General features: G+C 34.7%; 21 protein-coding genes. 13 read left to right on the top strand and 8 right to left on the bottom strand.

All coding sequences use genetic code 11. The features are described from left to right. Positions 1-160: 160 nt before the first annotated feature. The 4 genes from istB to DPN68_RS12350 all read right to left on the bottom strand — a co-directional run bounded on the left by istB (position 161) and on the right by DPN68_RS12350 (position 3,950). Positions 161-898, bottom strand: coding sequence for an IS21-like element helper ATPase IstB (gene istB, locus DPN68_RS12365; protein ID WP_113988361.1), 738 nt, complete (start codon positions 896-898; stop codon positions 161-163). A gap of 17 nt (positions 899-915) precedes the next feature. Beyond that, positions 916-2,463, bottom strand: a complete 1,548-nt coding sequence (gene istA, locus DPN68_RS12360) for an IS21 family transposase (protein WP_113988360.1) — start codon at positions 2,461-2,463, stop codon at positions 916-918. A gap of 597 nt (positions 2,464-3,060) precedes the next feature. Next, positions 3,061-3,315 (bottom strand): hypothetical protein, encoded by a 255-nt coding sequence (locus DPN68_RS13175; protein WP_157958509.1) that lies wholly within the window; start codon positions 3,313-3,315, stop codon positions 3,061-3,063. 44 nt (positions 3,316-3,359) lie between these two features. Further along, positions 3,360-3,950 (bottom strand): riboflavin synthase, encoded by a 591-nt coding sequence (locus DPN68_RS12350; protein ID WP_113989954.1) that lies wholly within the window; start codon positions 3,948-3,950, stop codon positions 3,360-3,362. A 59-nt stretch (positions 3,951-4,009) separates the two neighbouring features. Between DPN68_RS12350 and pdxA the strand changes: the two genes are divergently transcribed. From pdxA to accC, 6 genes are all read left to right on the top strand, one after another. Next, positions 4,010-5,053 (top strand): 4-hydroxythreonine-4-phosphate dehydrogenase PdxA, encoded by a 1,044-nt coding sequence (gene pdxA / locus DPN68_RS12345; RefSeq protein ID WP_113989953.1) that lies wholly within the window; start codon positions 4,010-4,012, stop codon positions 5,051-5,053. An 86-nt stretch (positions 5,054-5,139) separates the two neighbouring features. Further along, the gene (locus tag DPN68_RS12340; RefSeq protein ID WP_113989952.1) at positions 5,140-5,682 is read left to right on the top strand and encodes a YceD family protein; all 543 of its coding nucleotides are present in this window, start codon (positions 5,140-5,142) and stop codon (positions 5,680-5,682) included. A 9-nt stretch (positions 5,683-5,691) separates the two neighbouring features. Then, the gene (rpmF, locus tag DPN68_RS12335) at positions 5,692-5,886 is read left to right on the top strand and encodes a 50S ribosomal protein L32 (RefSeq protein WP_113989951.1); all 195 of its coding nucleotides are present in this window, start codon (positions 5,692-5,694) and stop codon (positions 5,884-5,886) included. A gap of 162 nt (positions 5,887-6,048) precedes the next feature. Beyond that, on the top strand, positions 6,049-7,044 hold the full coding sequence (locus DPN68_RS12330) for a beta-ketoacyl-ACP synthase III (RefSeq protein WP_113989950.1): 996 nt from the start codon (positions 6,049-6,051) through the stop codon (positions 7,042-7,044). A 30-nt stretch (positions 7,045-7,074) separates the two neighbouring features. After that, positions 7,075-7,560 (top strand): acetyl-CoA carboxylase biotin carboxyl carrier protein, encoded by a 486-nt coding sequence (accB, locus tag DPN68_RS12325; protein ID WP_113989949.1) that lies wholly within the window; start codon positions 7,075-7,077, stop codon positions 7,558-7,560. A 96-nt stretch (positions 7,561-7,656) separates the two neighbouring features. Next, positions 7,657-9,000, top strand: a complete 1,344-nt coding sequence (gene accC, locus DPN68_RS12320; RefSeq protein ID WP_113989948.1) for an acetyl-CoA carboxylase biotin carboxylase subunit — start codon at positions 7,657-7,659, stop codon at positions 8,998-9,000. An 81-nt stretch (positions 9,001-9,081) separates the two neighbouring features. Here the strand turns inward: accC and DPN68_RS12315 are convergent, their stop codons facing one another. Next, positions 9,082-10,980: a S9 family peptidase gene (locus DPN68_RS12315; protein ID WP_113989947.1), complete on the bottom strand. Its 1,899-nt coding sequence runs from the start codon at positions 10,978-10,980 to the stop codon at positions 9,082-9,084. A gap of 85 nt (positions 10,981-11,065) precedes the next feature. On the opposite strand from DPN68_RS12315, the gene DPN68_RS12310 reads away from it, so the two are divergent. The 7 genes from DPN68_RS12310 (at position 11,066) to DPN68_RS12280 (ending at position 17,157) form a co-directional block, all read left to right on the top strand. Further along, entirely contained in the window at positions 11,066-12,328 is a 1,263-nt protein-coding gene (locus tag DPN68_RS12310; RefSeq protein WP_113989946.1) for a dicarboxylate/amino acid:cation symporter, read from the top strand. A gap of 1 nt (position 12,329) precedes the next feature. After that, positions 12,330-13,025, top strand: coding sequence for a DedA family protein (locus DPN68_RS12305; RefSeq protein ID WP_113989945.1), 696 nt, complete (start codon positions 12,330-12,332; stop codon positions 13,023-13,025). Next, positions 13,015-14,127, top strand: coding sequence for an NAD(P)/FAD-dependent oxidoreductase (locus DPN68_RS12300; RefSeq protein ID WP_113989956.1), 1,113 nt, complete (start codon positions 13,015-13,017; stop codon positions 14,125-14,127). The genes DPN68_RS12305 and DPN68_RS12300 overlap by 11 nt, the downstream gene beginning before the upstream one ends. Before the next feature lie 3 nt (positions 14,128-14,130). After that, positions 14,131-14,874, top strand: coding sequence for a monofunctional biosynthetic peptidoglycan transglycosylase (gene mtgA, locus DPN68_RS12295; RefSeq protein ID WP_113989944.1), 744 nt, complete (start codon positions 14,131-14,133; stop codon positions 14,872-14,874). A gap of 10 nt (positions 14,875-14,884) precedes the next feature. Then, positions 14,885-15,709: an SDR family NAD(P)-dependent oxidoreductase gene (locus tag DPN68_RS12290; protein ID WP_113989943.1), complete on the top strand. Its 825-nt coding sequence runs from the start codon at positions 14,885-14,887 to the stop codon at positions 15,707-15,709. A 104-nt stretch (positions 15,710-15,813) separates the two neighbouring features. Beyond that, a complete protein-coding gene (locus tag DPN68_RS12285; RefSeq protein ID WP_113989942.1) occupies positions 15,814-16,614 on the top strand; it encodes a TIGR00266 family protein in 801 nt (266 codons plus the stop codon). A 39-nt stretch (positions 16,615-16,653) separates the two neighbouring features. After that, entirely contained in the window at positions 16,654-17,157 is a 504-nt protein-coding gene (locus DPN68_RS12280; RefSeq protein ID WP_113989941.1) for a hypothetical protein, read from the top strand. Positions 17,158-17,219: 62 nt separating this feature from the next. Here DPN68_RS12280 and DPN68_RS12275 read toward each other — a convergent pair whose 3' ends face one another. The 3 genes from DPN68_RS12275 to DPN68_RS12265 all read right to left on the bottom strand — a co-directional run bounded on the left by DPN68_RS12275 (position 17,220) and on the right by DPN68_RS12265 (position 22,394). Next, positions 17,220-19,343, bottom strand: a complete 2,124-nt coding sequence (locus DPN68_RS12275) for a prolyl oligopeptidase family serine peptidase (protein ID WP_113989940.1) — start codon at positions 19,341-19,343, stop codon at positions 17,220-17,222. 96 nt (positions 19,344-19,439) lie between these two features. Beyond that, positions 19,440-20,003, bottom strand: coding sequence for a type 1 periplasmic binding fold superfamily protein (locus tag DPN68_RS12270; protein ID WP_113989939.1), 564 nt, complete (start codon positions 20,001-20,003; stop codon positions 19,440-19,442). A gap of 12 nt (positions 20,004-20,015) precedes the next feature. Next, on the bottom strand, positions 20,016-22,394 hold the full coding sequence (locus DPN68_RS12265; RefSeq protein WP_113989938.1) for a TonB-dependent receptor: 2,379 nt from the start codon (positions 22,392-22,394) through the stop codon (positions 20,016-20,018). Positions 22,395-22,452: the final 58 nt, after the last annotated feature.

The following is a 22,452-nucleotide window of genomic DNA, read 5'->3' as shown; positions in this document are numbered from 1 at the left end:
TGCAAATTCCAGTGATATTGACCACCCAATTCCAATTTAAAGTGACCACCTGATTCCAATTCAAAATGACCACCTAATTTCGGAGCAAAATGACCACCTCCATTTTTCATTAAAAACTACATTTTTTCTTGTGTTAATTTGTGATTCAAATATACTAAAATTACTCTTTGTTAATTCCTCTTTTCTTTCTCATGGATTCGCCTAGTAATTCAATGCGATGGGATTGATGTATGAGTCGGTCTAAAATGGCATCAGCTATGGTTTTTTCTCCGATTATATCGTACCAACCTTGTACTGGTATTTGAGAAGTTACGATTATAGAACCATTATTGTGTCTATCTTCAATGATTTCCAAAAGTGTAATTCGGTTTTGACTATCTAACGCTTGAAGTCCAAAATCGTCTAATATAATGACGTCTTGTCGTTCTATTTTGGCTAATTCTCTCAGATAAGAACCATCGGCTTTAGCCATTTTTAACTTAGCGAATAACTTAGATGTGTTATAATAACTGACTTTATATCCTTGGATGCAAGCTTGATAACCTAATGCGGTTCCTAAAAAACTTTTACCTACTCCTGTACTTCCTGTGATTAATACATTCTGATTTTTCTCAACAAAATCGCATGCAGCTAATCTCAACACCACGTTTCTATCCAGATTGCGTGAAGCATCAAAATTGATATTTTCAATATTAGATTTGTAATGGAATCGAGCGTTTTTAATACTTCTTTCAATGCGACGATTGTGTCTTTCATCCCATTCAGCATCAATGAGCATTGCGATAAATTGGTCTAGCGTGTAATGATCTGTTTTTCCACTTTCAATAGCGGTTTTAAAAGCGTTATGCATGCCATAAAGCTTCATTTGTTTCATTTTGGTTGTGGTGATTTCATTCATAAGTATTTGATTTTAATTTATTTGTAATAGTTTTTTCCTCTGATGTTGTTGTGATTTGGTAATTCAAATTCTTCTTCTTGCTCATTCTCAGCGTTGTCTAAGTTGTTTTCTAAAATGTTTTGGATGGCTTTAAAACTGTAAATCCTAAAATCGAGTGCACGTTTACAAGCGTTGATTAATCGTTGTTTTCCTACTTTCTTCTCAAAGTTTAGTATTCCTAAACAACTTTTATATGCTTGCTCTGGATGATTTCTACTTTCGATAATTTGGATAATATAATCCGCTACAGCTTGGTCAATACTGTTTGCCCAATCAATAAAACGACTAGCACTCCAATCAGCAACAAACTGATGCGTGCTAGCTAAATGTTCAGCAATAGTTGTGTAATGGTAAGGTTTGTAATTTCTGGGATGAATAGCGATTCGGTTGTATTTGTAGAAGATTTCAACCGAAGTTTTGGTATACAAAAGTTTTACTTTTTTTCTCACGTATTGGTACGGAACACTGTAATAACTCTTGTCTTGACTTAATAATGCATGACCGTTCTGCATTACTGTAGCGAAGGATTGGTACTTGATTTCAAAACGTTCTTGAGGTAATGGACGTAGTTTTTGCTTCTCATCTTCTATAAATAATTCATAGCGAGAATACGGTCTTCCTGTGAGCTTTTTGTGATTATGAACATCTAATAAATCCCATATTTGTTGATTTAATTCTTCCAAACTATAGAACTGTTTTTGTTTTAGATGTACATAAATTCTTCGATACAAGATTTTTACAGCTCCTTCTACCAATGATTTATCTCTTGGTTTGTAAGCTCTTGCAGGTAATATGGTAGTTTCGTAATGCTCTGCTAAATCGGCTAAGGTTTCATTAATTGTAGGTTCAAAACGACTACTCTTAATTACGGCTGACTTTAGATTATCGGGAACAATTGCCGCAGGAACACCTTCAAAAAAACGCATAGCATTCTCTACCGAAGTCACAAAATCTTCTTTTTGTTGACTCATTGAAGCTTCTGCATACGTGTGTTGACTTGCGCCTAGTATGGCAACAAAAAACTGAACTTCTTTAATCTCTCCTGTATCTTTATCAACAATAGAAAGTGTTTTTCCAGCATAATCCACATACATTTTATCACCTGCTTTGTGATTCATGTGCATTACTGGATTAACGCGTTTACCCCATATTTTAAAGTGATGTCTAAATTGAGAACTCTTAAAACCATCAGGGTGTATAGCAATATATCGCTCCCACATGTGCTGGACGGTAACACCAACTTTCTTGAGTTCGCGTTCCATTTGTGGAAAAAAATCATGAAGCTTTTGTAGTCTAGGATCTATGCTTTCAACAGTATTCTGTGAAAATAAAACTTCAAGTTCGGCATCTGTTTTGGCATCAATAGCTTCAAAACTTAAGCCTAGAAGTTCAAATAAAGAAATATATTTCTTTACCGTATTTCTTGAAAGTGATAAGTAAATGCTAATAAACAATTTACTCTTACCACTACAGTGAAATTTAATTACTTTTCTAATCTTACTCATGTCTGTTACTTTGTTTGCCATAATCCGTATTTTTTGTACGAATGTATGGGCTAACAACATGAAAAAAAGTAACTGTTTTTAATGTCTAATTTATCCTAAATTTTAGGTGGTCAATTTGGACTGGAATTAGGTGGTCAGTTTGCACCGAAATCGGTGGTCAATTTAGACTGGAAAGTGGTGGTCAATTTGACCGTTTTTTCCAATCAAGTATTGAAGCTATAGTAATTCCGTCTTTTGAGTAATTATACATATTGAGAAGTGTTAATGTGCTATAACACACAGATTGCACACAAATTTAAAAGAAAGAAGAAAAAATATGAAAATATTTGAAATAAAATTTTATATATTTGCCAACGTTTTCAAATACTTATGTTTTACATGAAAGTGTATGAAAATTTATGAAATGGTCAAAGTTGCGACTCATAATCAGGTGGTCCCTGGTTCGAGCCCAGGTGGGACCACTCATTAAAATAGCCGATTAAAGGCTATTTTTTTGGATGAGAAAAAAAATTTTAAGTTTTTTTTAAGTTTTTTGAACATAAAATATTGTAAAGTATAAAATTATTTATATTTTAGTGTTTTGAATAAATAATGAGTTTTGTAAATATTAACAAAACTTTAAATAAAATAATTTTCTTTGGTCAGAAAGAAAAAATTTATATTTTTACGCCCTATGAAAATAACATTACTAAAAATAGCTTTCTTTGTCGCTCTATTATTGAATGCGCAAATTGTGTTAGGTGCTCCAGGTGATACACCACCACCACCAACGCCACCACCACCACCAGGTTTACCTTTAGATGGAGGTTTGATAGCTATGTTTTTCGTGGCATTAATACTAGGATATGTTCTTTCAAAGAAATATATACTCACAAAAAAAGGCTCTTAATAGAGCCTTTTTTATTTCTTAAACTTTTTTATTTTCTTAAATCGTGAATGCGTTTCACATATTTCCCTACGACATCAAATTCTAAATTTACTTTCGTACCCACTTTAAATGAATTAAAGTTGGTGTTTTCATAAGTATAAGGAATAATCGCTACGCTAAAACTATTCAGTTTTGAATTCACAACGGTTAAACTTGTACCATTAATAGTAATAGAACCTTTTTCAATCGTAATATTTTCTAAAGATGGGTCGTATTCAAAAGTGAAATACCAGCTACCATTCGCTTCTTCAATAGCGGTACAAACTGCTATTTGATCTACGTGACCTTGAACAAGGTGTCCGTCTAGGCGGTCGCCTAATTTCATGGCGCGCTCAATATTTAAAGTATCTCCTACTTCCCAATCACCTAAATTGGTTTTGTCAATCGTTTCTTTAATGGCGGTAACAGTGTATTCATCATTATTAAGAGCTACTACTGTTAAACAAATGCCATTATGGGCTACACTTTGGTCAATTTTAAGTTCATTCGTGATGGAACTAGCTACTGTTAAATGAAGATTGTCGTTTTCTTTTACCTTTTGAGTAAGTGTTCCGAGGGTTTCAATAATTCCGGTAAACATAACTGATTTTATTTTACTAAATTTGCACTTCAAAAGTAAGCAATAAATAGCAACTCATCATGACTAAAAAAGCAGAAAATATAATTGTAGGCATATCAATAGGTGATTTAAATGGAATTGGAGCCGAAGTAGTCTTGAAAACATTCGAAGATACACGTATGCTCGAATTGTGTACGCCAGTGATTTTTGCCAATGTTAAAATTCTTTCTTTTTTAAAGAAAAATGCTGAAGTAACAACAAATCTTCAAGGAATTGACCATCTCAATCAAATTGTTGTTGGAAAAGTAAATGTCTTTAATCTTTGGAAAGAAGGAGTGAACTTGGAGTTTGGTAAAAATGATGATATAGTTGGAAAATACGCAATAAAATCTTTTGTAGCGGCTACTAAAGCATTAAAGGAAGGAATTGTTGATGTTTTGTTAACGGCACCTATTAATAAGTACAATATTCAATCGGAAGAATTTGCTTTTCCGGGTCACACGGATTATTTGGATAAAGAATTGGAAGGCAATGCTTTGATGTTGATGGTTCATGATAAGCTCCGAATAGGTTTGCTAACGGATCATATTCCGGTGAATGAGGTTTCTAAGCATTTGACCGCTCAATTATTGGAACAAAAAGTACAAACTATTAAAAACACATTAATTCAAGATTTTGGAATTTCAAAACCTAAAATTGCTGTGCTTGGTTTAAATCCACATTGTGGTGATAATGGTGTTATTGGTAAAGAAGATGAGGAAGTTATTCGTCCAACAATTAAAAAATTGTTTGATGCTGGTACTATGGTTTTTGGACCGTATGCTTCGGATAGCTTTTTTGGTTCCTTCCAATATGAAAAGTATGATGCGATTTTAGCGATGTATCACGATCAAGGATTGATTCCATTCAAAACACTTTCTTTTGGTAACGGAGTCAATTACACGGCTGGTTTAAATAAAATTAGAACGTCGCCGGATCATGGAACCGCTTTTGAAATTGCTGGAAAAGGTTTGGCGAATCCAAATTCGTTTAGAGAAGCGCTTTATTTGGCTATTGATATTTTTCATAAGCGAAATGAATACCAACTATTAACGGAAAACCCTTTGAAAATCAAGCAAATGTAGTTGTAAACAAAAAAATGTTCATAACTAGTTTGAATTTATAATAATTTTATATCTTTGCACTCCCTGAAAAAGGGAAAACTGTTGTTATGAAAAATTTAAAAGAATATTTAATTCCTTTCGCAGGATTAAAAATAGGAAAACATCAGTTTGAATATCAGGTAGATAAAACGTTCTTTGAGCTCTTTGATTTTCACGAATATAATGACGTAGCAATCAATGTTGAAGTGATTTTGGAGAAAAAAAGCACGATGCTTGAACTTCATTTCAAACATAAAGGAACCATAAATGTACCTTGTGATGTAACTAATGAAGATTTTGATTTGCCAGTAAAAGGAAAATTAAATCTCATTGTAAAATTTGGAGAAGCATTTAATAATGAGAATGAAGAACTCCTGATTTTGCCACATGGCGAATTTCAAGTTGATGTGTCACAGTATATATATGAATTAATTGTATTGTCTGTGCCATTTAAGCGAGTACATCCTGGTGTAAAAGAAGGAACTTTGAAAACGGAAGCAATTGACAAGTTAGAATCACTTGCGCCAAAAGAACAAAAAGAGAATAAAGAAGAACAAGAAGATATTGACCCACGTTGGGCAGCATTAAAGAAACTATTAACGGATAAATAATATAGTAAAATGGCACATCCTAAGAGAAAAACCTCGAAAACAAGAAGAGACAAGAGAAGAACACATTATAAAGCGTCTGTTCCTCAAATTGCTACATGTCCTGTAACTGGAGAAGCACATTTATACCACAGAGCTTATTGGCATGAAGGTAAAATGTACTACAGAGGTCAAGTAGTAGTAGATAAAACAGAAGCTGTTGCATAATTGCTTTTGGATAAAATAGAGAAAAACTCTCACCTTGTGAGGGTTTTTTTGTTAATATATTAAAGTTGATTTTTAGCAGTTCTATTTTATCAGGTTTGGATTTTTTTTTGTAATTTCCACAACTTTTCGAAAAATAATTTTTCGACTAGAAATAATACATTTATGAACAAAATAACAGCCGCTATAACCGCTATCGGTTCGTATGTTCCGGATTATGTTTTGTCTAATGAAGTTTTAGAAACTTTGGTAGATACAAATGATGAATGGATTACCACTCGTACTGGAATCAAAGAAAGAAGAATACTTAAAGAAGAAGGTCAAGGAACATCTTACTTGGCTATTAAAGCTGCTCAAAATCTTATTGAGAAAGCGAATTTAGATCCTAAAGAAATTGATTTAGTGATTATGGCTACCGCCACCCCTGATATGCCTGTTGCGGCTACAGGAGTTTATGTAGCAACCCAAATTGGTGCTACCAATGCTTTTGCCTACGATTTACACGCAGCATGTTCGAGTTTCCTTTACGGAATGTCTACCGCTTCTGCTTATATCGCATCAGGAAAATACAAAAAAGTACTTTTAATTGGTGCCGATAAAATGTCTTCCATTATAGATTATACAGATAGAGCTACTTGCATCATCTTTGGAGATGGTGGAGGCGCTGTTTTATTTGAACCTAATACTGAAGGATATGGTTTGCAAGATGAATTTTTAAGGAGTGATGGCGTTGGTCGTGAGTTTCTGAAAATTGATGCTGGCGGTTCTATTTTACCAGCTTCTGAAGAAACGGTGAAAAACAAACAACACTATGTATTTCAAGACGGAAAAACGGTTTTCAAATATGCAGTTTCTGGTATGGCAGATGTTAGTGAGAAAATCATGCAACGTAATAACTTAACGAAAGACGATGTAAATTGGTTGGTTGCTCATCAGGCAAATAAGCGAATTATTGATGCCACAGCTAATCGTATGGGATTAGATGAGGAAAAAGTATTGATCAATATTCACAAATACGGAAATACAACTTCTGCAACGTTACCATTACTTTTGTGTGATTTTGAATCGCAATTGAAAAAAGGAGATAATATTATATTTGCTGCATTTGGTGGTGGCTTCACTTGGGGCGCTATCTATTTAAAATGGGCATACACAAAATAACAAACAAACTAGAAACCAAATTTTATGATTATGGATATTAGAGAAATTCAAAATTTAATCAAATTTGTTGCCAAATCAGGTGCAACTGAAGTGAAGTTAGAAATGGATGATTTCAAAATCACCATCAAAACAACTAATGAAGCAGCCGAAGCAGCTACAGCTTACATCCAACACATGCCAGTAAATACTGCTTTGCCTCAAGCAGCTGCGCCACAACCAGTGGCTCCAACAGCTCCAGCAGTAGCTCCAGTAACTGAAGCATCAGATGATTCAAAATATATTACTGTAAAGTCGCCAATTATTGGAACTTTCTACAGAAAACCAGCTCCAGACAAACCAATGTTTGTTGAGGTAGGTTCTTCTATTGGAAAAGGTGATGTATTATGTGTAATCGAGGCAATGAAATTATTTAACGAAATTGAATCTGAAGTATCAGGTAAAATCGTGAAAATCTTAGTTGATGACGCTTCGCCAGTTGAATTTGACCAACCTTTATTTTTAGTTGACCCATCATAATTTTAAATTCCAATGTTTTAAATTCTAAACCCAAAATAGTTATCTATTAAGAGTTGGAATTTGGATTTTGTTTTTTTGAATTTTAAAATATAAACTATGTTTAAAAAAATATTAATTGCCAATAGAGGAGAAATTGCACTTCGTGTAATTAGAACCTGTAGAGAAATGGGCATTAAAACGGTTGCGGTATATTCTACAGCAGATGCTGAGAGTTTACACGTTCGTTTTGCAGATGAGGCAGTGTGTATTGGTCCTCCACCAAGTAATTTATCTTACTTGAAAATGTCCAATATTATTGCTGCAGCAGAAATTACAAATGCTGACGCTATTCACCCAGGATATGGATTCTTATCTGAAAATGCTAAATTTTCTAAAATTTGTCAGGAGCACGGAATTAAATTTATCGGTGCTTCCCCTGAGATGATTGAGAAAATGGGAGACAAAGCTTCTGCAAAATCTACGATGTTAGAAGCAGGAGTTCCATGTGTTCCAGGTTCTGAAGGAATTTTAGAATCTTTTGAGCAAGCCCAAAAAGTAGCCAAAGAAATTGGATATCCAGTAATGATGAAAGCTACTGCTGGTGGTGGTGGAAAAGGAATGCGTGCCATTTGGAAAGAAGAAGAACTTCTGAAAGCATGGGAAAGTGCTCGTCAAGAAGCAGCAGCAGCCTTCGGAAACGATGGTATGTACATGGAAAAACTAATTGAAGAACCACGTCATATTGAAATTCAAGTCGTTGGTGATTCTTTTGGAAAAGCCTGTCACTTGTCAGAAAGAGATTGTTCAGTACAACGTCGTCACCAAAAATTAACAGAAGAAACGCCATCACCATTCATGACTGATGAATTGCGTGAAGCTATGGGAACTGCAGCCGTTAAAGCCGCAGAATACATCAAATATGAAGGAGCTGGTACAGTTGAATTCTTAGTTGACAAACACAGAAATTTCTACTTCATGGAAATGAATACACGTATCCAAGTAGAGCATCCAATTACTGAGCAAGTGATTGATTACGATTTAATTCGTGAGCAAATTATGGTAGCTGCTGGAATTCCAATTTCTGGTAAGAACTATTTCCCACAATTGCATTCAATTGAATGCCGTATCAATGCGGAAGACCCTTATAATGATTTCCGTCCATCGCCAGGTAAAATCACGGTTTTACATGCGCCAGGAGGTCATGGAGTTCGTTTAGATACGCACGTTTACGCAGGATATACGATTCCACCAAATTACGATTCTATGATTGCTAAGTTGATTACAACGGCGCAAACTAGAGAAGAAGCTATCGCAAAAATGAAGCGTGCGCTTGATGAATTCGTAATAGAAGGAATTAAAACAACCATACCATTCCACCGTCAATTAATGGACGAACCAGATTATGTAGCAGGAAACTACACTACAAAATTCATGGAATCTTTTAAGATGAAAGAGGTTTAAAAATAGAAAAACGGCTGAGAAATCAGCCGTTTTTTTGTAGTTATAATTTTAAAATTGAACTTGATTTTTGCCCTTGAACTTTTACAACGTTTCCTTCAACCATTTAAAAAACTCACGTTGCCAAACCAAACCATTTTGCGGTTGTAACACCCAATGATTTTCTTCAGGGAAATACATAAATCTACTTTTGATACCTTTTAGTTGCGCTGCTTGAAACGCTTCTTGTCCTTGACCTATTGGTACACGGTAATCTTTTCCGCCTTGGATAATAAAAATAGGGGTATCCCAATTGTTCACTAATTTAATTGGATTAAAATCTTTATATGTTTTTTGAGCTGCTGCATTTTTGGTATCCCAATAAGCGCCACCTAAATCCCAATCCGTGAAAAATACTTCTTCGGTAGTGCCGTACATACTTTCTAAATTAAAAACACCACAATGTGAAATGAAAGTTTTGAAACGTTTGTTGTGCATTCCTGCCATATAAAACACAGAATAACCACCATAACTCGCGCCAACAGCCGCTAATCTGCTTTTATCAACATACGATTCTTTCGCAACATCGTCAATTGCCGCTAAATAATCATCCATTACTTGTCCGCCCCAATCTTTACTGATTTGTTCGTTCCATTCCACACCGTGACCTGGCATTCCTCTTCTATTTGGCGCCACCACAATATAACCTTGCGATGCCATCACTTGAAAATTCCATCGGAAAGAATAGAATTGAGACAAAGCACCTTGTGGTCCACCTTGGCAATATAAAACTGCTGGATATTTTTTGGTTTTATCAAAATTGGGAGGTAAAATTACCCAAACCAACATCTCTTTGCCATCCGTAGTTTTGACCATGCGTTTTTCAACTGTTGGCAAACTTAATTTGGCATAAGTTTCGGTGTTGATATTCGTTAATTGTTTCCAAGATTTCTTCTTCAAATCGTAGCTGAAAATTTCATTGGCATAATTCATATCGCTTCTAGTCACCAACACTTGATTTCCTGAAAAACCTATGATCTGGTTCACGTCGAATTGACCATTGGTAATTTGTTGTACACGAACAGCAATTTTAGTCAAACCAGGAAAATTTACTTCGAATAATTGTTTGGTTCCATCAATGGGCGCCAAGAAATACACTTTTTTGCCATCAGCACTCCAAGTGAAACTATCTACAGTGCCATCCCAACCGCCAGTTAGATTAATATCTAAACCTTTGTGACGCACGATAATATCGTTTTTATCGGCTTCAAAACCATCGCGTTTCATTTGTAACCAAGATAAATCGCCTTGTGGAGAAAATGTTGGATGCGTGTCGTAACCCAAATTGCTTTCGGTTAAATTTTTAGTGGTTTTAGATGCCAAATCATATTCGAACAAATCAGTATTCGTACTAGTTGCATAAGCCGTTCCTGCTTTCTTTTTGGCTACGTAGATTACTTTTGAACCATCAGGTGACCAAATGTAATCTTCATCACCACCAAAAGGTTTTTGCGGACTATCATAAGGTTCGTCTTTCATGATGTCGGTGCTTTTTTTGTCGGCATTGGTAATGAAAACGTGGTTGTGTTTGCCTTCGTTCCAAGAATCCCAATGGCGATAATCTAGCGCATTGTAAACGTAAACATCACTTTTTTTCAATTCAGGATAAAAATCTTTTCCTAAAACCGAATTGATTTTCACTTCTTTTTTATGCGAAAGTGTCCAATTGCCATCTGAAGATTTGTTTTTATCAGTCAATAAATCGGCATATTCTTTAATTTCTGTTGGATTTCCGCCATGTATTGGAAGAGCATATACTTTCGAATTCGATTTATTTTCCTGCATATCAGGAGTCGAAACTTTGTAAATTATGGATTTTCCGTCTTTGGAGATTCCCAAAGGCGAAACTCTGCCTAATTGCCATAACAATTCGGGTGTCATGACTTCTTGAGCGCTCATTGTGGTTCCCATGATGCAAAAAAGGGCTAAGGTTAATTTTTTCATTGCTAATTTTGTTTTAAAACCTTGCTAAAATACTGATTTTTTCAAAAAATATCCCTAATTTCACACTTTAAATAAAAGCGTTTAGATGAAAAAATTAGCGTTGCATTGGCAAATATTATTAGGAATGGCATTTGGAGTACTTTTTGCTGTGCTATTAATTCAATTTAGTTGGGGAAAACAAGTTATAGTTGATTGGGTAAAACCTTTTGGAAATATCTTCATTAATTTATTGAAATTAATTGCTGTTCCGTTAATTTTGGCATCGTTGATAAAAGGAGTTTCTGATTTAAAAGATATTTCAAAATTATCCAAAATGGGCGGAAGAACCATTGGAATGTATATTTTAACTACTGTATTTGCAGTTTCTATTGGTTTGGTTATTGTAAATATTATTAAACCTGGAAATTTTATATCCGAACAAACGCGAACCGAATTAGTGGGAAATTATTCGCAAGATGCTAGTTCCAAAATTGAATCGGCAGCCAAACAAAAAGAAGCTGGACCCTTACAAGCTTTGGAAGATATTGTACCAAGTAACATCATCGGAGCATCGGCAGATAATGGGAATATGTTACAAGTGATTTTCTTTGCTGTTTTTTTTGGAATTGCTTTGATATTGATTCCACAAGAACAAGCCGCTCCAGTAAAAGCGTTTTTTGATGGTTTCAATGAAGTCATACTCAAAATGATTGATATTATCATGTTGGCAGCGCCGTATGGTGTTTTTGCCCTTTTAGCTTCATTGGTTGCAGAATCACCAAGTTTGGATTTGTTCAAGGCACTTGGAATGTATGGAATTACAGTTTTATTGGGCTTACTAATTATGATTGGTGTCTATATTTTATTGGTAAAAGTATTGGCTAAGAAAAGTCCTAATTTCTTTTTAAAAGGAATTTCTCCAGCCCAATTATTAGCATTTTCTACCAGTTCTTCTGCGGCAACATTACCAGTTACAATGGAGCGAACGATTGAAAATTTAGGTGTTGATGATGAAGTAGCAAGTTTTGTATTGCCTATTGGTGCAACAATTAATATGGATGGAACGAGTCTGTATCAAGCCGTAGCAGCGGTTTTTATTGCGCAAGCCTTTGGTATGGATTTAAGTTTTGGCGTACAATTAGGAATCATAGCCACAGCAACTTTAGCTTCGATTGGAAGTGCGGCTGTTCCTGGAGCTGGAATGGTAATGTTAGTTATCGTATTAGCACAAGCTGGTATTCCAGAAGCAGGATTGGCTTTAATTTTTGCTATTGATAGACCTTTAGATATGTGTAGAACTAGTGTAAACGTAACGGGCGATGCTGCAGTTTCTATGGTAGTAGCTAAATCTGTTAATAAATTAGCATAACATGGAAGATTTTCACTGGACCCAATTGTTTAATCCTGAGTTTTACATTACTATGGAAATTGGTGGTGTTCCTATTGGTATTTACATGGTTTTGTTCATTGTTTTTGCTGAAACGGGTTTGTTTGCTGGATTTTTTCTTCCAGGTGACAGTTTGCTTTTTCTTGCGGGAATTTACAGCAGGGAATTGGTAGAAACCTTTTTTATTATTCCAAGTGATTTATCTAATGTTACTGTTTTAGCGTTACTCATTGCGGCAGCTGGAATTTTAGGTAATATTTTTGGTTATTGGTTTGGTGCCAAAAGCGGCCAGTTTTTATACAACAAAAAAGACAGTTTCTTTTTCAAGAAAAAATACTTAACCGAATCGCAAGTGTTCTTTGAAAGACACGGTGGAAAAGCGATTATTTTCGCAAGATTTCTTCCCATTGTCCGCACTTTTGTTCCTATTATTGCTGGTGTAGTACACATGCAAAAAGGGAAATTTATGTTGTATAACATTCTGAGTTCGTTGTTGTGGTCGTTCACGCTAGTTTTCGCCGGACATTACTTATATGGTATGTTTTTAGAGGAATTGGGTATCGATTTAAAGAAACACATTGAAAAAATTATCTTGATTTTAATTGCAATAACTACTTTTCCTTTGGTTATGAAAGCGATTAAATCTAGAAAGAAAAATGAATCTGGAAATGCAACTTAGTTATTGGGAATTAAAAAATTGGTTTACTCAGGTCGATTATACGATTGTGGGAAGCGGAATTGTCGGTTTGCATTGCGCTTTGGCTTTGCGTGAGAAATTTCCAGCGGCTAAAATTTTGGTTTTAGAAAAAGGCATTTTACCTCAAGGAGCAAGTACCAAAAATGCTGGTTTTGCTTGCTTTGGCAGTATTTCCGAAATTATTTCCGATTTAAAAACGCATACTGAAGAAGAAGTGATTGAATTGGTAGAAAAACGCGTCAAAGGCTTGCAATTGCTTCGAAAAAACTTAGGTGATGCAGTAATCGATTACAAACCTTATGGCGGTTACGAGTTATTTCTAAAAAAAGACGAAGCATTTTTCGAACATTGTTTGCAGAAAATTCCTTTCATTAATGCCATTTTAAAACCGTTGTTTCATGCGGAAGTTTTTGAAAAACAAGTCGATAGATTTGGTTTCCAAAATATTTTCGATTATCTCATTTTCAATCCGTTTGAAGGACAAATCGATACGGGAAATATGATGCAAGCGCTACTAAAAAAAGCTATTTCCAATGATATTTTAATTTTGAACCAACAAGAAGTTACCACTTTTCAAGATTTGAACGATAAAGTAGAAGTAGTGACCAATGGCTTCACGTTTACCACCAAAAAATTATTATTTGCTACCAATGGTTTTGCCTCGGAATTAACCCAAAATCAAGTGCAACCCGCTCGAGCACAAGTTTTAATTACCAAACCCATTGAAAATTTAGACATCAAAGGCGCTTTTCATTTGGATCAAGGATATTACTATTTTAGAAATATCGGCGATAGAATCTTATTTGGCGGTGGAAGAAACCTAGATTTTGAAGGCGAAACCACAACCGATTTGAGTCAAACAAAAATTATTCAAGACGCGTTAGAGCAATTGCTAAAAGATGTAATTTTGCCAAATACCAATTTCGAAATTGAACACCGATGGAGCGGCATCATGGGCGTTGGGAATCACAAAAACCCAATTGTTAAGCAATTGTCAAATAATGTGTATTGTGGCGTAAGAATGGGCGGAATGGGTGTCGCAATTGGCAGTTTAATTGGTAAAGAATTAGCAGATTTAGTTTAATATATGGCAAAAAAAACTACTCCAAAAAAGAAACCAGAAAAAAAATCAAAACCTGTTGAAAAGCGTACAACTGGTCAAAAAATCTTCCGTTTTGTATGGAAAACAGCTTTGTGGTTTAATATTGTTAGTATTTTCTTGGTATTGCTTTTCAAGTTTGTGCCTGTTCCGTTTACGCCATTGATGGCAATTCGTGCAATTGAACAAAAAATGGATGGAAAAGAAGTGGTTTTTTCTCATAAATGGGTAGCTATTGAGAATATTTCTCCCAATTTACAAAAAGCCGTAATTGCCAGTGAAGACGGAAAATTTCTAGAACACAACGGTTTCGATTTTAAAGCGATGGAAAAAGCATTCGAAGGCAATAAAAACGGAAAAAAAATCAAAGGAGGAAGTACCATTTCCCAACAAACTGCAAAAAACGTTTTTCTTTGGCCAGGAAGAAGTTACATTCGAAAGGCTTTTGAAGCCTATTTTACAGTGTTAATTGAGTTGTTTTGGAGCAAAGAGCGCATCATGGAAGTGTATTTGAATAGTATTGAAATGGGCGATGGCGTTTATGGAGCACAAGCAGCAGCCAAACATTGGTATAGAAAAGAAGCTAAAAATCTATCGCCTTACGAAGCCGCTGGAATTGCCGCCATTTTACCTAGTCCAAGAAAATACAAAGCCACCAATTCTGGACCTTATGTGGCTCGAAGAAAAGCCACTATTGCTCGTTATATTCCAATGACTAAATTAGATTATTAAAACATAAAGATTGAAAAAAACTATATTAATCACTGGAACTTCAAGTGGAATAGGTAAAGAAACAGCCTTGTACTTTGCTAAAAATAATTGGACTGTATTAGCAACAATGCTAACCATTGAAGCAACGGAAGAATTAGTTCACGAACCTAATGTTTTTTGCTATGAACTAGATGTAACTTCAACAGAAAGTATTGCAAAAGCAAAAGCGCAAATACTAGCACAACATTCAAAAGTTGATGCAATTATAAATAATGCAGGCTTAGGCTATCGCAGTTTTGTAGAGCTTTCCGAAGATGATAAGATTAACAATATTGTAAACGTGAATTGGCTTGGTGTTGTTAAAATGTGTCGGGCTTTTATTCCTGTTTTTAGAGAACAAAATCACGGACAATTCATTACCATTTCTTCTATAGCAGGCTTGGTTAACTTACCTTTAGGAAGTTTTTACCATTCCACTAAACAAGCTGTTGAAAGTTTTTCAGAATGTATGGCTTATGAATTACTAGATTTTAATATTAGTGTAAGCACGGTTCAGTTTGGTAATGCACCAACCGCTTTTCAAAGCAATGTAAAGAAATGCGAGCCATGTTCCATTCCGTCCTATAATGTATTAATGGACAAGGTTACAGCTATTTTACATAAAAAGACAAAGAAGAACACCAATTTAACTCCAAAAATCACCAAAACTTTATTCGAAATTGCTACAAATCCAAATAAGAAATTCAAAAGATATACCATTGGTTTTGATGCCAATTTTATGAGTTTTATTAGACGTAGTTTTGGATACAAAATATTTAACAGCATTATTAGAAAATCAGTATTAGGTAAATTTTAAATTTCTTTAATCAATTCCTTCGGAACTTACTGTTTTTTTCTTATAACTTAATACTGCGTAACATTTTTCCTTTCCAATCGACTAATTACTAAAACAGTTGAAAAATGAGAGCACACGAAATCGATTACCATATTTATGGTGAAGAAATGCAATATGTAGAAATTGAATTGGATCCACAAGAAGTTGTAGTTGCCGAAGCTGGGAGTTTCATGATGATGGACAACGGTATTAAAATGGAAACTATTTTTGGCGATGGAAGTCAACAAGAAGGTGGCATTTTTGGAAAACTATTATCCGCAGGAAAACGTGTTTTAACGGGCGAAAGTTTGTTTATGACTGCGTATCAAAATGTGGATTTTGGAAAGAAAAAAGTTTCTTTTGCTTCACCTTATCCAGGAAAAATTGTTCCGATTGATTTGCAAGAATATGGTGGTAAGTTCATTTGTCAGAAAGATGCTTTTTTATGTGCTGCCAAAGGTGTTTCGGTTGGAATTGATTTTTCAAGAAAATTAGGTCGTGGATTATTTGGTGGAGAAGGTTTTATCATGCAAAAATTAGAAGGTGATGGTATGGCGTTCATTCACGCTGGCGGAACTTTGGCAAGAAAAGAATTAAAAGCTGGCGAAATGCTAAAAGTCGATACCGGATGTATTGTTGGTTTCACCAAAGACATTGATTACGATATTGAATTTGTAGGCGGAATCAAAAACACTATTTTTGGAGGTGAAGGCGTTTTCTTCGCCACCCTTCGCGGTCCAGGAATTGCTTATATTCAATCATTACCATTCAGTCGCTTAGCGGATAGAATTATTGCTTCTGCACCAAAAGCTGGTGGAAGTAGTAGAGATGAAGGGAGTTTGCTTGGCGGTTTAGGAAGAATGTTAGATGGTGATAATCGGTTTTAAGATAAATTCAGAATTAAAGCTTTCTTGATTTGTAAGTATATGTTTAAAAAAATCTTAATAGTTCTTTCAATTTTAATTTTACCAATTGTTTTGGTCTTTTTGATTTACATAAATGTTCTTCAAATCGTTAAACCTATAAGTGACTTTAATTTAAGCGTAGGTAAAGTAGAGGAAATTGGGATTATGGAAAAACTTCACAAAGGAAGTTTGCGTTCCCCTAATTCCAGTAGTGAAGTTTTTTTTGTTAAGATTGAAAACAATGACACCTTGTATTCATATTTTACAAGAGATAAAGAAAAAATATCTTTTTTGAAAAGCTCGAAAATAGTTGGTAAAAATGTAAAAATATTCAACGATGGATTTGATGAAAAACAAAATACTGTAGATATAATCGAACTAGAACTAAACAATTCGATTTTAATCTCGAAAAGAGAATCGGATAAGAAAAATTTTATACTTATATCACTTTTCCTAACATTTTTGATTTTATATTTTTATATACCTTATAAGTTTGTTTACTTAAAATCTAAAATAAAGAAATAATTATTTATATAGAAAAAAAATCCCGATTTTGAATAAAATCGGGATTTTTTGTGTTTAGAAATTTATTTCTTCAATTCGCGAATTCCCATATTGAATAATGAAAACGCTTGAATATCTACTTGTTCATTGATAATCGCTTCAGTTGATTTTCCTGCACCGTGACCCGCGTTTACATCAATTCTAATTAATGTTGGGTTGTTGCCAGTTTGTTTGGCTTGTAATTCGGCAGCAAATTTAAAACTGTGAGCTGGAACAACTCGGTCATCGTGGTCGCCAGTGGTTACCATAGTTGCTGGATATTGTGTTCCCGCTTTTACATTATGTACTGGAGAATATCCTTTTATGTATTGGAACATTTCTTTGCTTTGTTCTGCTGTTCCGTAGTCGTATGCCCACCCTGCGCCAGCTGTAAACGTATGGTAACGCAACATATCTAACACACCAACTTGTGGAATCGCTACTTTCATTAATTCTGGGCGTTGTGTCATAGTAGCACCAACAAGTAATCCGCCGTTTGAACCGCCTTTTATAGCTAAGAAATCAGAAGATGTGTATTTTTCTTTGATTAGGTATTCCGCTGCAGCAATGAAATCGTCAAATACATTTTGTTTTTGCATTTGTGTTCCTGCATCGTGCCATTTTTTACCGTATTCACCGCCACCACGTAAATTGGCAACCGCATAAATTCCGCCATTTTCTAACCAAACAGCATTGGCAATACTAAATGCTGGAGTTAAACTTACATTGAAACCACCATAACCGTAAAGCATCGTTGGATTTTTACCGTCTAAATTTGTTCCTTTTTTGAAAGTAATAATCATTGGCACTTTTGTACCATCTTTAGAAGTGTAAAATACTTGTTTCGACTCATAATCTTCTGATTTGAAATCTACTTTTGGTTTTTGGTAAACCGTTGATTTTCCTGATTTTGGTTCATAAGAATAAATTGTTCCTGGTGTAATATAATTGGTAAATGAATAATGCAATGTAGTTTCTTCTTTTTTACCACCAAAACCTCCAGCGGTTCCAATTCCAGGTAATTCAATATCACGAACTAATTTTCCAGTATAATCGTATTGTTGTACGAATGTAACGGCATCTTTCATGTATTCCGCAAAAATATAACCGCCACCAGTTGATGGAGAAAGTACATTTTCTGTTTCAGGAATAAAATCAACCCAATTTTCCATTTTTGGATTATTCAAATCAAAAGTTACTACTTTTTTGTTTGGTGCATTATAGTTAGTTACCAAATAAAATTTTGTTCCTTCGTTGTCCAAAACATCATGGTCGTTATTGAAGTTATTAACTAAGTTTACAATTGGTCCATTTTTCGCCAAATCCTTGTAATACAATTCGTTTCCAGAAGTTGAAGTTGAAGCTGAAATAATTAAATAATTTTCATCATCAGTAACATAACCGCCCACGTAACGTCTTTTTTCATTCAATCCGAAGATTATTTTATCTTCTTTTTGAGCCGTTCCTAATTTGTGGAAATATAGTTTGTGTTGGTCTGTTTTTGCAGATAATTCGCTTCCTTTTGGTTTGTCATAACTCGAGTAATAGAAACCTTCATTTTTGTACCAAGACAAGCCGCTGAATTTTACATCAACAATAGTGTCACCGATGATTTCTTTGGTGTCCGCTTTTAAAACGATTACTTTTCTCCAATCGCTTCCGCCTTCAGAAATAGCGTAAGCTACTAAACTACCGTCTTTAGAAAAATTGATGCCACCTAATGAAGTGGTTCCGTCTTTAGAAAAAGTATTTGGGTCTAAGAAAATTTCTTCTTTTCCATTTTGGTCTTTTCTATACAAAACCGATTGATTTTGTAAGCCGTTATTTTTATAGAAATACGTGTAATTTCCTTCTTTGAATGGCGCTGAAATTTTTTCGTAATTCCAAAGTTTTTCCATTCGTTCTTTTAATTGCTTACGAAATGGAATTTTTTCTAAATAACCAAAGGTTACTTCATTTTGGGCTTTTACCCAAGCTTCGGTTGCTGCACTGCGATCATCTTCTAACCAACGGTACGGATCGGCAATTTGTTCGCCAAAGTAAGTATCAACGGTGTCAACTTTTTTAGTTTCAGGATACGTTACGCTCATTTCTAGTTCAGGGGTTGCTTCTTTTTTACAAGCAACAAAAGCTGTTGCTGCGAAAAGTAAAGTTGCTGTTTTTCTCATAATTTATTAGTTCAATAGCTACAAAAATAAGGAATTGAAATGTTAAGTTTTGTTAAAAAAAAATCCCGATTGGTTAAAATCGGGATTTATAAGTAATTAATCTGTAACTACTTGTATTGGGAAAGTTACTTGTGCGTCTGTGCTTCCTCCTGCATTGGTAATATCTCCACTTGCAACTCCACTTGCCGTTTTATTTGGTTCGTGACGTAGTGTAACCGTTAAATTGCCAGTTCCAGCAGTACTTCCAGTTGTTAATGTGAAAGAAAGTCCGATTGGTCTTCCATCAACATCAGTATCGGTATAAGTTACAGTTCCTAAACTTGAAAGTAATTGGTAGAAAACTTGGTGCTCAGCTCCTTCTTCTTCTACTTCATCTGTGATTTCTTCAGCAGGATCTTCTAATTCATTCAAAAATCTAGTTGAACCTGTGTAAGTAGTTCCTGCGATTAAATCTCCTGAAACTGTAACTTCTGGAGCGTTTGGCCCATCACCGTCTAAATCTTTTGACGTTAATGTTATGGTATTTCCTCCGTTAGTTAAAGTCACGATAACTGTTGTAATTACTTCTTCTTCGTTTACTGGAGCATCGTCATTTGAACATGAAGTGAATACTAAAGAAGTTGATAAAAATAAAGCTAAAAATTTTAAATTGTTTTTCATGATTTTTGAATTTTAAAAATTGTATTTGATTTGTAATTGAATGTTGCGACCCATTTCATCGGCATAAAAACGCTGACGGTTGAGGTAGTCGCGATACGCTGTGTTAGTTAAATTTTGAATAAATAATGCGGTTGTAATTTTGTTATTTTTACCCAAATTAAATGTCATTTCACCATATAAGTGTAATAGATGATAACCCGCTGGTGATGAACTAATGTCAACAATTACAGGTTCCAATTCATTATTCACTACAATATTGGTTTCAAAATTATAATCTGGAAATCTTGTTTGGCGGAAAACTAACTCACTTTGCAACGAAGCCGTAAAATCATACCATTTTGGATTGGAATAAACCAATTTTTGATTCCAAGTTACTGGCGGCATATCAATTAACGGTTGATTTTCTGTGAGATTTTCTCCATTTACATAAGCGAAATTACTTTTGTATGAAAACGCTTGAGTTACATCCCAATTAAAATTCACATCAATTCCGGTTAATAAAGCTTCGGTTTGTTTGAATTCCCAAACTGGAAAGGCACCACGAATAGTTGTTTCAAATCCAATAGGTTGCAAATAGATAAAATTGGCAATTCGGTTAATGAAAGGAGTGACGCTCAAATTGGTTTTCTTCCAATCTTTTTTCAAAGTATTTGAGAATTTGAACGATTGTTCTCTTTCCAAACGCAAATCACCTAATTCCACTTGACCCGTTGAATGATGCAAACCGTCACTAAATAATTCTGACGGATTAGGATTCCGAGAAGCTAAACTCACATTGGAATACCATTCCAATTCATGATGAAATTGCTTTCTAAATCCCAAATTTCCTGTCAAATTATGATAATCGAATTTCGGTTTGGTTAACCATTGATTGCCTTCTTCTCCCACAATAAAGTGTGAAAATTCGTCATCGTAACCACGTTCTTCCCATCTAGATTTCAAGTAGTATTTGGTAGCTTCGATAGTAGAAAAATCATAACGCAAACCGCCTTCCAAAACCATAGAATTGTCAATATTGTACGTTCCAATGGCATACGTTCCCAAATCTATTTTTTGGTAACTTGGAATTAATGGTCGAACACCCGTTTGTGGATTGGCAAAGTTGTTTTGGTAACCTAAATTGGCTCCCGTTTTTAATTGCCAATGATCAAACGTTTTTTTGTAATCGACCAATAAAGTATGCGTTGCCAATTGCAAATCAAGTGAAGCTTTTTTGTTTTCACTATTTCTGCGAACATCATACTCCAAACGATTGTTAAATTGAAACGCATATTGCATATCCAAAGTAGCACTTTCACTCAACCATTTTTTGAAATTTACTTTTCCTAAATGGTGTTGCACTTCTTGTTTCGGATTATCTATCGAATAAGTAAACGGATCAACAACGAATGGCTGTTGGGTTGTAATAGCATTGTATAAATCGGTTACATTTCCAATATGTGCCGCTTTCAAAATACCAATTTGCGCATTGTAAAAACTATACATACCGCCAATACTGTAATTTTCAGCATTGTATTGTGTACTTCCAGAGAAGTTTTGCTCTCGATTTCCTGTGTTGGATAACATATAATCTGGCGTTTCTCTGTCACCCAAATGTTTTAATGTTCCAACCACATTCCAACTCCAACCCAAACGATTTCCTTTATGAATGCTCGAACTGATACTTCCGCCACGGCCATTGGAAGCAAAATTGGCAATAGTTCTTCCAAATAGAGTGTCTTTTTTCACCACTTCTGATTCAATTAAGACTAAACCACCAATAGCATCGCCACCATATTGCAACGCGGAAGCACCTTTAATAACTGTAATTTTTCCAGCGGAATTAACATCAAAATTGGGAGCGTGTTCGGTTCCCCATTGCTGGTCTTCCATGCGAACATTGTTGTTAATAATTGGAATTCGACTACTATGTAATCCATTAATTACAGGTTTTACAATAGTGCTTCCGGTTTTTAGAATCGAAACTCCAGCTACTTCTTTAAGTGCATCGCCTAAGGTTTGATTACTATATTGCTCAATAGTTGCTTTTGCAATTTGCTCTTCTACAACACTCACGCTACTGTTTTTTCTAAGTTGGAATAACGCAATTTCATTTAATTTGGTAATATCCAAAACCATTTGGTAGTTTAATGTAAGATTTTGGCTTACAACAATAACCGTATCAATGGGTTGGTAACCAATAAATGAAATATATAAGCGCTGTTTTCCAGTTGGAATTTTTTCCAATAAAAAAGCACCATTTGGTAAAGTAGAAGTAGTCTTGTTAGCAATGTGAACGTGAGCGCCTTTTAACGGCAATCCATTTTCGTCGGTAATGATTCCATCAATGGAATATTGGCTCCAAATCACGGTGCTAAACAAGAAAAAAAACAGCAATTGAATCGTTCGCATTTTTCAAGTTTAAATAAATAACACAACGTATCATTATTTTTGATAATGATATCGAAAT

The sequence above is a fragment of the Flavobacterium tibetense genome, assembly GCF_003293845.1.
In the GTDB taxonomy this organism is placed as follows: domain Bacteria; phylum Bacteroidota; class Bacteroidia; order Flavobacteriales; family Flavobacteriaceae; genus Flavobacterium; species Flavobacterium tibetense.
Note: the sequence above shows the minus strand (reverse complement) of the source record. Positions and strands in the feature narration are given on the sequence as shown.